Genomic DNA, 13,901 nt, shown 5'->3' on the forward strand with positions numbered 1-13,901 from the left:
TGCGTTGAGACTATTATTCTACCCATCGCTGGTGCCCAGTTTAGGGGCCAGCACCACTGTTCGGCCTAAGGGCGAGCTTTTTTATAACCGGTCATGTTGCTCAAGGAGGATATGACAATGAAGACCTTACAACCTTACTGCTTCTTACACATGCCCTTCTTAGACAGGCAAGTGCGCGCGACGTTCTGTTAGCGCCACTCAGTTTCTAAGACTTTAGTCTGCCCACGTACCGCAACGCCAATGAAGCGCCAGTACTTGGGCTCAGACTTTATGATCGTGTAAAGGAGTTTCCACATGACATCGACCACTCTCCCAATGATAGCGTCAGACCGCGGTCTTTCAGCATACATGCAAGAGATCAAAAAGTTTCCCATCCTGGATAAGGATGAAGAGTTCATGCTGGCCAAGCGTCTGGCGGAACATGACGATATGGAGGCCGCGCATAAAATGGTGACGAGCCATTTGCGGCTCGTGGCTAAAATTGCAATGGGCTACCGCTTTTACGGTTTGCCAGTCTCTGATTTGATTTCCGAAGGGAACGTCGGGCTGATGCGCGCTGTTAAAAAGTTTGATCCAGATCGCGGTTTTCGGCTGTCGACCTATGCCATGTGGTGGATTAAAGCCGCCATCAACGAGCATGTTTTGAACTCATGGTCCTTGGTCAAGATGGGCACAATTGCGGCACAGAAGAAGCTGTTTTTTAACCTGCGTAAGCTTAAGTCTCAGCTGAATATTTATGGCGACGGCGACCTGAGTCTTGAAGCCGCTGACAATATTGCTGAGCAGCTGGATGTGAGCAGCAAAGAAGTGATGGATATGAATGGCCGCTTAAGCCGTTCTGATGCGTCCTTGAATGTTCCTGTTGGAGAAGACGGAGACATTGATCGCATCGACCTGCTGATGTCTACAGCTCCCACACAGGAAGCGGTCTTCGCTGAGGAGGAAGAGCGCACGGTTGGTCTCTCTCTCTTAGAGCAAGGCTTGGCCACTTTGAATGATCGTGAGCGCCGTATTATTCAGGAGCGCCGGTTGAGCGATGATCCTAGAACCCTGGAAGACCTGGGTGAAGAGTATGGGATTAGCCGTGAACGGGTCCGTCAGATTGAAAACCGGGCTTTTGAAAAGCTTCAAGTGGCTGTTAAGGCTGCTGCCGCGAAACTGGATAGCTCAACCGTTGAGCCCCTTGAAATGCTGGCGTCTGCGGCCTAAAGCGAAAACCTCTGATCAAGAGGGCGGTGATGTTTCATTGCCGCCCTCTTTTGAATCTGAGCCCGTTTTTAGCTCTGGGGAGTCTTCAACAAAAGGCTGCACCAGCAAGTTCCATAATCCGACAGATTTGATGTCCCTGAAAATGGGCAGACCGAGCGTCATGGCCGCATGCCCGGCGGCTGGTTGCTCCACATAGGTGCCAAAGAGACGATCCCACCAGGGGAGATTAAATCCGAAATTGCTATCAGTCTCGCTTGAGTCAATGGAGTGGTGAACGCGGTGCATATCGGGTGTGACAACGATACGCCGTAGCACAGAGTCTAGGCGCTGAGGCAGAGCGAGATTCGCGTGATTAAACATAGAGGTCGCATTGAGTACGATCTCAAAAACGAGAACGGCCAAAGCCGGCGCGCCGAGAATCACAACCGCGATGACTTTGATGATCAGAGACAGCAGAATTTCGAGCGGATGAAACCGCAGCCCGCTGGTGACATCAAGGTCGATATCTGTGTGGTGCATGCGATGCAGGCGCCACAACAGCGGGACTTTATGAAACAGTCTGTGCTGCCCATAAATCAGCAGATCAAGCAGGAGAAACGACAGGGCTCCCGCCACCCACATCGGTACGGGCATGGGCACTGTGTTGAAAACACCAACGCCATTTTGGTGCGCCCATAGGGCAGCGCCCACAGGGGCGATGGGCAGGATGAGTCGGACAACCACTGAGCCGACGACAATGAGGCCAAGGTTGCCGGTCCACCGCGCCAGGCGTGCGAATGTGCGGTCGCGCTTGGGCTGCAGGCTTTCCCAGATGATAAAGAGCACCAGGAACACGCCAAATAGAGCCGGACGCAAGATGGGGTCATGAAGTGAGAACATATGTACTGGATAGCTTTAGAGGGGCGTGCTGTACAAGCCTGTCGACAGTGAAAGGCCATAGTTTGTAGGCTGACCCGCGCTTCCAACTCTTGTTTTTTCGATATTGTCGTGGTGTAAATGATTTAGTCGAAACTTATAGTGGAATCATATATCCACTTGTTTCGGTTCGTTTATCCGGGTTCCAAGGACTTCCAAAAATGTCGAAGACTATTCTGATCGTGGAAGACAATGAATTGAATATGAAGCTCTTCAATGATCTGTTGGAAGCTCATGGGTATATCACCCTAAAAACCAAAGACGGTCGCCAGGTTATGGATATTACCCGCCGGCAGCGGCCAGACCTGATTCTCATGGACATTCAGTTGCCCGAGATCTCTGGCCTTGAAATTACCAAGATGCTCAAGGCCGATGATGACCTTAAAGTTATACCGGTTATTGCCGTGACGGCTTTTGCGATGAAGGGCGACGAGGAAAAAATACGGGATGGGGGATGCGATGGTTACATCGCAAAGCCGATTTCCGTATCTAGCTTTTTGCAGACAGTCTCTAAGTACCTAGACGCGGCCTAGAATAACTTGGCGTAAAACATCAAAGTTTTGGGCGAGGGGAGAGTCCCCTACTTGATTTTCTTTTCTTTGAAAATCACATGCTTGCGCACTTTCGGATCGTACTTTCGCACTTCCATTTTTTCGGTCAGCGTCCGTGGGTTTTTCCGCGTTGTATAAAAATACCCAGTACCAGCTGTACTTTCGAGTTTGATTTGAATTGTTGCCGGTTTAGCCATAATTAATCTCGCGGAAAACAAAGGATGTGTAAGCGCGGCAACATACTCCGCCCGGCACCGGTGTCAAGCCTAACTGACACGTCAGTCAAAGCGTTAAGGTCGTTGCTGGGCTTCCAGGATGCCTGTGAGGCCGATGGCCTGGGCGTATAGTGTTTTGTTATATATCAATGATTTAGCCACTTCTAAGTCGATGGTGTTTTCGTCGCGCACCTCGGCTGGGCAGTGGCCCCGCAGCGCAGCCCGGGCGGCAATATCATTTGCCGCAACGGTCCGCCATTCTGCTTTCAGGCTCGCCACCCTGCTGCCGGTCTGCCGCCAATTCTGGAGTATTTGATCGGCGGGGCCTGTCAGGCCGCTCGTGCAGACCATGGGAAGCACCCCTAAATCCTCAATTGCGTAGCCGGCGGGGGCATAAAAACGTGACCACGTGAGCGTGATTTCTCCTTCATTGGGAAGGCGTACGACGGTCTGAACCGTTCCTTTGCCATATGAAGACGTCCCGACGATAAGCCCGCGGCCAGAGTCCTGGAGCGCGGCGGCAACAATTTCAGACGCTGACGCCGACCGGCTATCAATCAGAACAATAACCGGTCGCCCTTGGCCAATATCACCCTCAAAAGCCTGGTAGCGCTGAATGGACTCTGGATGCCGCCCGCGTGTCGAGACGATGCGGCCATTTTCCATAAACAGGTCGCTGACAGTCACGGCTTGATCAAGCAGGCCACCGGGATCGCCCCTGAGGTCCAGGATGATCCCCGATATGGCAGGATCATCCGTGAGCGCTTTTGCCAGCAAACGTTCAACCGTTTGACTGGTGCGTTGATTGAAGCTGTGAATTTCAATGATGGCGATAGAGTCTTCAACGAAAAACTCAACGGTCTGAGGAACGACCAGCTTTCTGATCACAGGAATGGCCTTCGCCCCATTGAGGTCGCTGCGCAAGACTGTGAACACTGATGTGGACCCAATCGGCCCGCGCAATAATCTGCGCACGATCCAGCTTCGCTTGGTGGCGAAAGACTGCCCATCGACATGGGTAATGATATCACCGACAGCGATGCCCGCTTTTCTGGCGGGGGCGTCCGGCTGTAATTTCTGCACTTCGAGGCCGATGTCAGTGGCAACGTAGCTCAAGCCTATGCCGCCAAAGCCGTTGCGGGTTTCTCTGTTGGCACGTGCCTGCAAACGACCTGAATAGCGCGAGTAAGCATCCAGTTGATCTAAGGCTGAATCGAAGAAAGCATTGTAGATCTGCTCAGGGTCTGCGGCTACCAAGGCAGCAGATTGACGCCGTGCGCCGATCAGTGATCCGTGAAAAAGCCTCAGCCAAGCATTTATTGTTGCCTGCTCTCCTTCGCCATTCTCAATGGGTTTGCTCAACTCTGAAGCTAAGACCGTCCCCACATAGGTTCTGATTTTTCCATCGCCCTCAACCACGGAAAAAAGCGGATCAATGTCAGCCAGGCCGCTTAAGCCGGATAGAACAAATTTCTCGATGCTGGGTTTGTCGAGGGCGCGCTCTTCGATTTGTGCCAACCCATGGGACAGGACCCGCTGGGATTCCAGAAGTTCAAACCCTTCGACGGTAGATTTACCGCCCAGGCTGGTTTTATCAGAAACCACGCCGGTCGATGTGCAGCCTGAGATGAGAAACAAAGCCCCAACGAGCCAAGCCGCACGGCAACGCATAACCCTGTGGCGGAGTTCTATGCGTGGCTTTGCAGAAGCGATCATATGGACATGACGAGTGATCATGCCAAATCATACGAAACTCCAGCGTGACGAAAACCCCTAAGTTATAGGGTTATGAGCGTTTTTTCCGGCGGCCCGCTTTTTTGACACGGCTACGGCCACTTTTTCTGCTGGGCTTTTGCCCAGGTTTTTGGCCATATTTCCTGTGTTCTGAGGTGTTTGCTGATCCCGAGGCGCGTTCTCGTAAAGGGGTGTGATCTACATAATTAAATGCCAGGCCGCCGGTCATGGCGTCGGCCTCGGTGAGCGTGACCGTAATGGGATCCCCCACCGAGAAGGCCAGGCCGGAATGCCGCCCGGCCAGCATGTGGGTGTTTTCAAAGACATCGTAGTAGTCATCGGGCAGGCGCTTGATCGGCAAAATGCCATCCGCGCCGGTCCCCGCCAGCGTGACAAATAAACCAAACCGGCTGACACCATTCACACGTCCTGTAAATGTCGCACCGACTTGATTGGCCAGAAAGGCGGCAGTGTAGCGATCAACAGTCTCCCGCTCGGCTGTTGATGACCTGCGCTCTGTCATGGAGATATGCTCTGCCGTCGCTTGCAGCGCCCCGGCATCACTTTCGAGACCGCCTTTGCCAAGTTTTAGTTCTCGAATCAGGCTGCGATGCACGATTAAATCTGAATAGCGGCGAATAGGGGACGTAAAGTGCGTGTATTGGTTCAGTGCCAACCCGAAATGGCCCAAGTTTTCTGGTTCGTATCTGGCCTGTGACTGGGTGCGCAGAATCATGGTGTTGACCAAAGATTCGGCCGGGTCGTTCTTGGCGGCTTCAAGAACAGAGTTGAAATCTTTTGCGCGTATGCTGCCCGTTGAATTGAGTTTGAGCTCCATGCTTTCGAGCGTGACACGCAAGCTGTCGACACGTTCAGGGTCGGGCGGTTCATGCACACGGTATAACCCAGGAGCCTTCGCGCGTTGCAGCGTTTGCGCGGCGGCCACATTAGCGGCGACCATGAACTCTTCGATCAATTGGTGACTGGCAAGTCTGGCGCGTGGTTCAACGCCGGTCATCTGCCCCTCATCGTTGATCAGAATTTTACGCTCTGGAATGTCCAGTGCGAGCGCCCCACGTTTCTTACGGGCCTTATCCAGACAGGCGTAGGCCCCAAACAAAGGCGTGATGACCGTGTCGATCAGCGGGGTTGTGGTTTCATCGCCATGACCATCTGCGGCCGCTTGTGCTTGCTCGTAGGTGAGGCGCGCGTGTGAGCGTATCAGGCCACGGACAAATTTGTGTTGCAAAAGTTCGCCGTGCACATCGATCCACATATGAACCGCAAGGCAGGGCCGGTCTTCGTTTGGCCTGAGAGAACACCAGCCGTTAGATAAAGCTTCCGGCAACATGGGTACTACGCGATCCGGGAAGTAAGTCGAGTTCCCCCGGTCATGACTCACTGTGTCGAGGGGAGAACCCGGCGTGACATACCAACTCACATCCGCAATCGCGACAATCAAATGCCATCCCTTGGGGTTGTTGGGGTCTTGGTCCTGCTCAGCCCATACGGCATCGTCAAAGTCGCGGGCGTCTGATCCGTCGATGGTAACCAGAGGAAGGTCACGCAGGTCGGTGCGTTTACCAAGCGGGGCAGGGCCGCACTGCTCCGCCTGTTCTAGGGCGGCGGCTGTCCATTCGTGCGGGATGCCATGACTGTGAATGGCGATGAGGCTGAGCGCCTTCTCAATACCTGCGTTATGCAGCGTTTCTATAATCCGGCCTTTTGCGAAGCCGCGTTTGGCGGACCGCTCCAAGGTGACCAGAACGAGGTCGCCATGCTGAGCGCCATTGGATTTTGCTTTATCGACGGTAATGGTCTGCCGCTCGCGCCGGTCAACAGGGCGGATCAGAAACCCTCCGTGATCTGTTTTTTCACATACGCCGAGAATTTGTTTCGGACCGCCGGTGAGCTTTCTGATCGGTCGCGCCTGGTAGATACCGTCTTCAAGTAATTTCATCTTGGCGAGGACGCGATCCCCGACGCCGATTGCTCCCTTCACCTCTTTCGAAGGAAGAATAAAAATTATGGGCGGGGCTGTTTTTTCTTCCCAGTTGGCGGGTTGACCGATCAGGTCACCATCGTCATCTGTCCGGATGGCATCAAGCACAGCGACATCAGGTAAACGGCCAGCTTCGGCAAAGCGTCTCTTGCCGCCGCGGTCTATGGACCCTTCGGCTTCCAGCTCTTTCAGAATTTCTTTGAACGCAGGCCGGTCGGCACCGCGAATGTTAAAGGCGCGCGCAATATCCCGTTTCGCAAGACGTTTTGAGGACCGCTGCACATACGCCAAGATATCTGCCTTGGTGGGCAGCGCGGAGACCGGAGCGTCTTTTCTGCGAATGGCCAATGGTGTTTAAGCGCCAGCTTCCCCTGAGTCGTCCCTGGAGTGTTCGGACGTTGCTTCTTTGACGGCTGTCTTGCGTTTGGGCGCTGCTTTCTTTTTGGCAGCTGTTTTTTTCTTCGCGGTCGTTTTTTTCTTGGCTGTGGTTTTTTTCTTAGCAGCGGTTTTCTTAGTTGCTGTTTTTTTAGTTGTTCCGACTTTTGCAGCTTTAGCGGCAATCAGGGCGATGGCTTCGTCAAACGTGACGGCGTCTTTCTCCATGTCTCTGGGGAGTGTCGCACGAATCGAGCCGTGCTGGACATAAGGACCAAAACGACCGTCCCGCACGGTAACAGCTTTTCCGTCATCGGGATGTTCACCCAAAGACTTGGCCGATCCGCCACCACGACGCCCTTTTTTCTCTTTACCTTCCGCAATAACAACAACGGCACGGTTGAGGCCGATCTCTAGGACGTCATCATCGACACCCAAGGACTGATACTTGTCGCCATACTTGAGGTAAGGGCCAAAGCGTCCGATGCCAGCCAGAATCATCTCGCCTGATTCTGGGTCGATGCCAACTTCACGAGGCAAAGAGAGCAGTTTAAGCGCTTTTTCCAAATCCACGTCGGCGGGGTCCATACCCTTTGGCAAAGAAGAGCGCTTGGGTTTTGGGACTTTTGGCTTCTTTGGTTTTTTGGCTTTCTTGCCTTTGACAGGCTCTTCTTCGGCCACAGGCGGGGCTTCTGCCGCGGCGATGGCGGCCAGCGTTTCCGCATCGCTCAGTTGGACATAAACGCCGTATGGACCCGCCCGCAGCGTCACCATATGGCCTGTTTCAGGATCTTCGCCCAGCTCTTTCGGACCTTCTGCCATTGCGGCGTTAGGATCGTTACTGTTTGCGGACAATTGGCGTGTGTAGCGGCAATCGGGATATTTATTGCACCCGATGAAGCCACCAAACTTTCCGAATTTAAGCGATAGGCGTCCATCGCTGCACGATGGGCATTGGCGCGTGTCTGTGCCGTCATTTGTTTTGGGAAACAGATGCGGTTCGAGCAGTTCATCCAGCGTATCGATAACTTCTGTGATTCTGAGTTCACTGGTGCCCTCAATCGCCACAATGAAATCTTTCCAGAACTCAGCTAGAACTTCTTTCCAACTCAGCCGGCCGCCGGAAATTTCATCCAGCTTATTCTCTAGGTCTGCGGTGAAAGAGTATTCGACGTACTTGGAGAAAAAGCTCTCAAGGAAGGCCGTCACAACCCGCCCACGATCTTCAGGGATGAAGCGCCGGTTATCCATACGCACATAGTTACGATCTTGCAGAACCTGAATAATCGAGGCGTATGTCGAGGGGCGACCAATGCCTAACTCTTCCATCGTCTTCACGAGACTGGCTTCTGAAAACCGCGGTGGCGGCTGGGTAAAGTGTTGATCGGGCGAGACGTTGCTGTGAGTCAGGCCATCGCCTTCGTCCAGTGGCGGTAGAATCCGGTCTGCGTCTTCATTGCCGGTATCAGCTTCTTTTGAGGCTTGCGGCTTGTCCTCATAGACTTTGAGAAAGCCGGGAAAGCGAATGACTGAGCCGTTTGATCTCAGCTTTGTTTTTTTGTCTGCCGAGGCCGTGACTACGGCAACCTGATCCATGATGGCCGATTCCATTTGGCTCGCGATGGTGCGTTTCCAAATCAGTTCATAGAGGCGCAATTGATCTTTTGAGAGGTAAGGGGCGACGTCTTGCGGGCGGCGCAAGGGATCCGTTGGGCGGATTGCCTCATGGGCTTCTTGTGCATTCTTGGCCTTGGTTGCGTAATGCCGTGGCTTTTCAGGCACGTACTTATCACCGAAGTCTTTTCCGATTACATTGCGCACGGTATTGATTGCGGCGCTATCAATCTGGACGCCATCCGTTCTCATATAGGTAATCAGACCAACCGTTTCTCCGCCAATTTCAGCGCCTTCATATAAACGTTGCGCTGTGTCCATGGTCTGACGCGCACTAAAGTAGAGGCGTCTTGAAGCCTCTTGCTGAAGAGTGGACGTCGTAAACGGGGCGTAGGGCCGGCGTTGCTTTTGTTTCTTCTCGACGGATTCGACCGCAAAAGAGGCTGTTTCAATGGCTGTTTTTGCCGCCATCGCGCTCGCTTCATCTGGTAAACCAAACTTGTCGAGTTTTTCCCCATTTAAATGTGTCAGTCGTGATGCAAACGTCTGTTCACCGTTTTTCGCGAGATCGACATCTACGGTCCAATACTCTTGAGCCTGGAATTTCTCGATTTCCAGTTCTCGCGTGCAGATGATGCGGAGAGCGACAGATTGCACACGACCTGCGGAGCGGCTGCCTGGGAGTTTGCGCCATAAGACGGGAGAGAGGTTAAATCCAACCAGATAGTCTAAGGCCCGTCTAGCAAGGTAGGCATTCACCAATTCTGTATCGAGTTCGCGCGGCTTGCTCATTGCTTCAAGCACGGCACTTTTTGTGATCGCGTTAAATGTGACCCGCTTGACCTGGCTCTCATTGATCGCTTTGCGATTGCGCAGTTCTTCGAGCACATGCCAAGAAATGGCTTCGCCTTCACGATCCGGATCCGTTGCGAGGTATATGATATCGGCATCTTTGGCCGCACTTATGATAGCGGATAGATTCTTTTTCGATTGCGCTGCGACTTCCCAATCCATCGCAAAGTCTTCCTCTGGTCGCACAGACCCATTTTTCGGCGGTAGATCACGGACGTGACCATAGGATGCCATCACTGTGTACTCGCTGCCGAGATACTTATTAATGGTTTTGGCCTTTGCCGGGGATTCGACGATGACAATGTTATTCATCGATCTGTTTTCGCGTCCTAAATTCTAGCGGGAAGAGGCATGGTTCGCCATCCTACCCGTCGTTGATTATGTGTTCCGGACAGCAGTAACTCTGTTGCCCGGAAGCCGTTCAATAAGCCCCGCTAGCTCGAGATCAAGCAGCGTGGCGGCGATCATGGGGGCAGACACTTGGCACTGTCGTCGCAGTTCGTCAACTGTCACTGGCGTTGTGCTGATCTCGCTTAAGATTTCAGAGCGTAACGTTTCATCATCTTTTTCATCAATCTTTTCAATGTGTTGGGTGTCATCTGATACCGAGTCTTTTGTGCTAAACAGATTTTCACTGCCGCGCTCGAGTTCCTCCAAAACATCATTGGCAGATCGCACGAGGACTGCGCCATCCCGAATCAAACCGTTCGGACCTTGGGCACGCGGATCAAGAGGCGAGCCGGGAACGGCAAAAACCTCACGGCCTTGGTCTAAGGCAAACCGCGCCGTTATAAGCGACCCTGACTTTGGGGTTCCCTCGACAATAATGACGCCAGCACTGGCGCCAGAGATAATCCGATTCCGTCTTGGGAAGTAGGCCGCTTGTGGTTCAGTGCCTGGCGGCATCTCGGAAACAACAGCGCCATTGGCTTTGATACGTTCATAGAGGTCGGCGTTTTCTCTGGGATAAAGCACGTCCGCACCACCGGCCAGAACGGCCACCGTCGATCGTGCAACCGCACCGCTGTGGGCTGCTGTATCAATACCTCGTGCGAGCCCAGACCAAACCGTGTAACCAGCAGCCGTCAAATCTTGCGCTAGTTGGTGGGCTATTTTCTTGCCATTCAGAGAGGCGTTGCGCGCGCCAACGATTGCAACAGCCGGACGGGACAAATGACCCACGTTTCCCAACACGGTTAGAAACGGCGGTGCATCTGAGGTCTCCGCTAAGTTTTTTGGATAATGTGCCTCGTTCATGCCGACAAGGGTTCCACCAACCTTCTCTAACTGGTGCAGTTCCTGTTCGATTTGCTCTTGCGAAATGGCATGAAACGGCTTCTTACGCTTGGACTGTTTTGAAAGATCGGGGAGGGCGGCCAGTGCTTTGCTGGCCGAGCCGAATCGTGCCACCAATCCGTGATAGGTCACCGGACCAATGCCTTCTGACCGGATTAGCCGAAGGCTGGCGAGTGTCTCCGGGTCAGTTGAACGACTGGACGCCATCGGCGTCTATGATCCACCGATCTGAGGTTCGTCGCCTTTCAGCAGTCGTCCGATGTTAGACCAATGCCGCACCCAGCCGAGAATGGCGAGTGCGAGAAACATCAGCGCAGCATTTTCCATGCCAAGGAGCATGGCAAACACGGGCGCGAGGGCCAGCGCAATCAAAGCCGCCAGAGAGGAGTAGCGAAAGATAATCAGCATCGCGATCCATGTGACGCAGGACATCGCCCCAATAATAGGGACGGACCCGAGCATCATGCCGAGTGTTGTCGCAACCCCTTTGCCGCCTTTAAACTTGAGCCAGATGGGAAAGTTGTGTCCCAACACAGCACCTGCGCCAGCGATTAATCCACCAATCTCTGCGGCTTGAGGAATAGCAACCATGGCACCGAGCCATACGGCAAGTGCCCCTTTACCACCATCGAGAAAAAGTGTCGCTGCGGCGATGCCTTTACGCCCGGTCCGTAGCACATTGGTCGCGCCGATGTTGCCGGATCCGATATTCCGAATGTCGCCACCACCTGTGGCTTTCGTGAGCAATAAGCCAAAAGGTATAGAGCCAACAAGGTAGCCGCCCAGAACGATCAGGGCGAAGGTCCAAGACGAAGGCGCAAGCTGAAGCAGCATCAGGATGCGGCCTCGAATACGGTGCGGCCATCGATGATGGTCCGGAAGACTTTCCCCTGTACCGGGCGACCGTCGAACGGTGTGTTTTTGGACTTGGATTTAAAGTTGTCGCCAACCACTTTCCACCCTTCGTTGGGGGCAAATAACACGAGGTCTGCGGGCGATCCCTTGCGTAAATGACCCGCGTCTAATCCGAGCAGTTGAGCCGGGCTGCAAGTGACCCGCTTTAACGTTTCAATCAGGCTGAGGTCTTCATTATGCACGAGGTCAAGCGAGACGGCCAAAAGCGTTTCCAGCCCCGAACCGCCAAAAGCAGCCTGCGCAAAGGGCAGGCGTTTACTGTCTTGGTCCTGTGGTGAATGGTCGCTGGCGATGACGTCAATGATGCCTGATTTTAAGCCTTCAACAATAGCTTGCCGGTCTTCATCACTGCGTAGAGGTGGAGACAGTTTTGCGAACGTGCGATACTCGCCGACGGTTAATTCATTTAAGGCAAAGTAGAAGGGGGCCGTGTCACAGGTGACGCGCAGGCCTTTATCTTTGGCCCGGGCAATGATCTCAACGCTTTCGGATGTGGAAACGTGAGCGGCATGATATCGTGCGCCCGTCATCTCAACCAGACGCATATCGCGTTCAAGCATAATAATTTCGGCTTCGCGTGGAATTGAAGAAAGTCCCAATCGCGTTGCCATCTCGCCGGAGGTCACCACACCGTTTCCAGCGAGCGCAGCATCCTCCGGGTGCTGAACAATCATCAGGTCAAAGGTTGCAGCGTAGGACAGAACCCGCCGCATCACCTGGGTATCTGCGATGGCGACCGTGCCATCGGTGAATGCCACTGCGCCGGCCTCGGCCAGTAATCCAAGTTCCGCGAGTTCTTTGCCTTTAAGTCCCTTGGTCGCTGCGCCATATGCGTAGACTTTTGTGAGGGCCAGCAGGCGGGCACGACGGGCGACGAACTCCAGGGTGGCTTGATCATCAAGCACCGGTTGGGTGTTCGGCAAGCAGACCATGGTTGTGACGCCACCGGCAACGGCCGCTTCAGCGGCGCTTCTCAGCGACTCTTTATGTTCTTCGCCTGGTTCTCTTACTTGCACTCGCATATCGACTAAACCAGGTGCGAGGCAAAGACCTTTGGCATTGATGATGGTCGCGTCGGAGGGGGGCGCGCTTCCAAAAAGATTCTCGCCGAAGTCAGCAATATCCTCGCCGATGGTCAAAAGATCCCCGACGATATCCAAACCCGTCGCCGGGTCGAGAATGCGCGCGTCTATGTAAGCAATCTTCATCGTATTTGGAGTGCTCATGGTTTTGAACCCTTAGCCCGGTCAGCGCTCAAATTATTCGCCAACAGTTCTAGGACCGCCATTCTGACAGCAACACCAAGTTCGACCTGTTCGCGTATGACACTTCGTTCGAAATCGTCAGCCACATCAGAGTCGATCTCGACCCCGCGATTCATGGGACCAGGGTGCATAATCAAGGCGTCGGGTTTGGCGAGAGATAGTTTCTCGCGATCCAAACCAAAGAAGCGGAAGTATTCCCGAACGGACGGGATGAAACTGCCGCTCATGCGTTCGTTTTGGACCCGGAGCATCATCACGATGTCACAATCCTTAAGCCCTTCGCGCATGTCCGAGAAGGTTTGCACGCCCAAGCGGTCGAGATGACTGGGGATCAGAGTCCGTGGCGCGATCACGCGAACTTCAGCGCCAAGAGTGAGCAGCAGGTAAAAGTTTGAGCGTGCGACCCGGCTATGGGTGACGTCGCCACAGATGGCAACCTTTAAGCCTTCGATCTTATCCCGGCGGCGGCGGATGGTGAGCGCATCGAGTAAGGCTTGTGTCGGATGCTCGTGGCTGCCGTCCCCGCCGTTAACCACGGCACAGTTCACTTTATCAGCCAGGAGTTTCACCGCGCCCGATTGGGGGTGCCGTACCACTAAGACATCTGGGTGCATGGCATTCAGCGTCACCGCCGTATCAATAAGGGTTTCACCCTTGGAGACGGAGCTGGCCTCAACCTGCATATTGATCACGTTCGCGCCTAGGCGCAGGGCGGCGAGTTCGAAGGAGGTGCGCGTACGGGTCGAGTTCTCGAAGAACAGGTTCACGATCGTCCGGCCCTTCAGACTTTCGGACACTTTATCCGGACCGCGATTGACCTCGACATAGGGGTCTGAGAGGTCCAATAGCCGATTGATTTCTAAGGGGGAAAGCCCTTCGATCCCGAGGAGATGATGGTGCGGGAAGATAGGGTCATGCATGAGCGCGGACTATATTGAAGGTCTTTCCGTTCGACAAG

11 protein-coding genes are annotated in these 13,901 nt (G+C 53.8%); 2 read left to right on the forward strand and 9 right to left on the reverse strand.

The window, feature by feature from the left end; all coding sequences use genetic code 11:
• Nucleotides 1–294: 294 nt before the first annotated feature.
• Nucleotides 295–1,209 (forward strand): RNA polymerase sigma factor RpoH, encoded by a 915-nt coding sequence (gene rpoH / locus RIC29_03005; GenBank protein MEQ8733865.1) that lies wholly within the window; start codon nucleotides 295–297, stop codon nucleotides 1,207–1,209.
• 15 nt (nucleotides 1,210–1,224) lie between these two features.
• On the opposite strand, the gene RIC29_03010 is transcribed toward rpoH, so the two are convergent.
• Nucleotides 1,225–2,088 carry a sterol desaturase family protein gene (locus RIC29_03010; protein ID MEQ8733866.1) on the reverse strand — a complete coding sequence of 288 codons (864 nt, stop codon included), beginning with the start codon at nucleotides 2,086–2,088 and terminating at the stop codon, nucleotides 1,225–1,227.
• Between the two features lie 197 nt (nucleotides 2,089–2,285).
• On the opposite strand from RIC29_03010, the gene RIC29_03015 reads away from it, so the two are divergent.
• Nucleotides 2,286–2,657 carry a response regulator gene (locus tag RIC29_03015; GenBank protein ID MEQ8733867.1) on the forward strand — a complete coding sequence of 124 codons (372 nt, stop codon included), beginning with the start codon at nucleotides 2,286–2,288 and terminating at the stop codon, nucleotides 2,655–2,657.
• A gap of 47 nt (nucleotides 2,658–2,704) precedes the next feature.
• Here the strand turns inward: RIC29_03015 and rpmG are convergent, their stop codons facing one another.
• The 8 genes from rpmG to RIC29_03055 all read right to left on the reverse strand — a co-directional run bounded on the left by rpmG (nucleotide 2,705) and on the right by RIC29_03055 (nucleotide 13,863).
• A complete protein-coding gene (gene rpmG / locus RIC29_03020) occupies nucleotides 2,705–2,872 on the reverse strand; it encodes a 50S ribosomal protein L33 (protein ID MEQ8733868.1) in 168 nt (55 codons plus the stop codon).
• Nucleotides 2,873–2,965: 93 nt separating this feature from the next.
• A complete protein-coding gene (locus RIC29_03025; GenBank protein MEQ8733869.1) occupies nucleotides 2,966–4,627 on the reverse strand; it encodes a S41 family peptidase in 1,662 nt (553 codons plus the stop codon).
• Nucleotides 4,628–4,676: 49 nt separating this feature from the next.
• Entirely contained in the window at nucleotides 4,677–6,974 is a 2,298-nt protein-coding gene (gene rnr, locus RIC29_03030; protein ID MEQ8733870.1) for a ribonuclease R, read from the reverse strand.
• 6 nt (nucleotides 6,975–6,980) lie between these two features.
• Nucleotides 6,981–9,779 (reverse strand): type I DNA topoisomerase, encoded by a 2,799-nt coding sequence (topA, locus tag RIC29_03035; protein MEQ8733871.1) that lies wholly within the window; start codon nucleotides 9,777–9,779, stop codon nucleotides 6,981–6,983.
• Nucleotides 9,780–9,845: 66 nt separating this feature from the next.
• On the reverse strand, nucleotides 9,846–10,970 hold the full coding sequence (gene dprA / locus RIC29_03040) for a DNA-processing protein DprA (GenBank protein MEQ8733872.1): 1,125 nt from the start codon (nucleotides 10,968–10,970) through the stop codon (nucleotides 9,846–9,848).
• 6 nt (nucleotides 10,971–10,976) lie between these two features.
• On the reverse strand, nucleotides 10,977–11,597 hold the full coding sequence (gene plsY, locus RIC29_03045; protein ID MEQ8733873.1) for a glycerol-3-phosphate 1-O-acyltransferase PlsY: 621 nt from the start codon (nucleotides 11,595–11,597) through the stop codon (nucleotides 10,977–10,979).
• Entirely contained in the window at nucleotides 11,597–12,904 is a 1,308-nt protein-coding gene (pyrC, locus tag RIC29_03050) for a dihydroorotase (protein MEQ8733874.1), read from the reverse strand. Before pyrC ends, plsY begins: the two co-directional genes overlap by 1 nt.
• On the reverse strand, nucleotides 12,901–13,863 hold the full coding sequence (locus tag RIC29_03055) for an aspartate carbamoyltransferase catalytic subunit (protein ID MEQ8733875.1): 963 nt from the start codon (nucleotides 13,861–13,863) through the stop codon (nucleotides 12,901–12,903). Before RIC29_03055 ends, pyrC begins: the two co-directional genes overlap by 4 nt.
• Nucleotides 13,864–13,901: the final 38 nt, after the last annotated feature.

The organism is Rhodospirillaceae bacterium, assembly GCA_040219235.1.
Lineage (GTDB): Bacteria > Pseudomonadota > Alphaproteobacteria > Rhodospirillales > Rhodospirillaceae > WLXB01.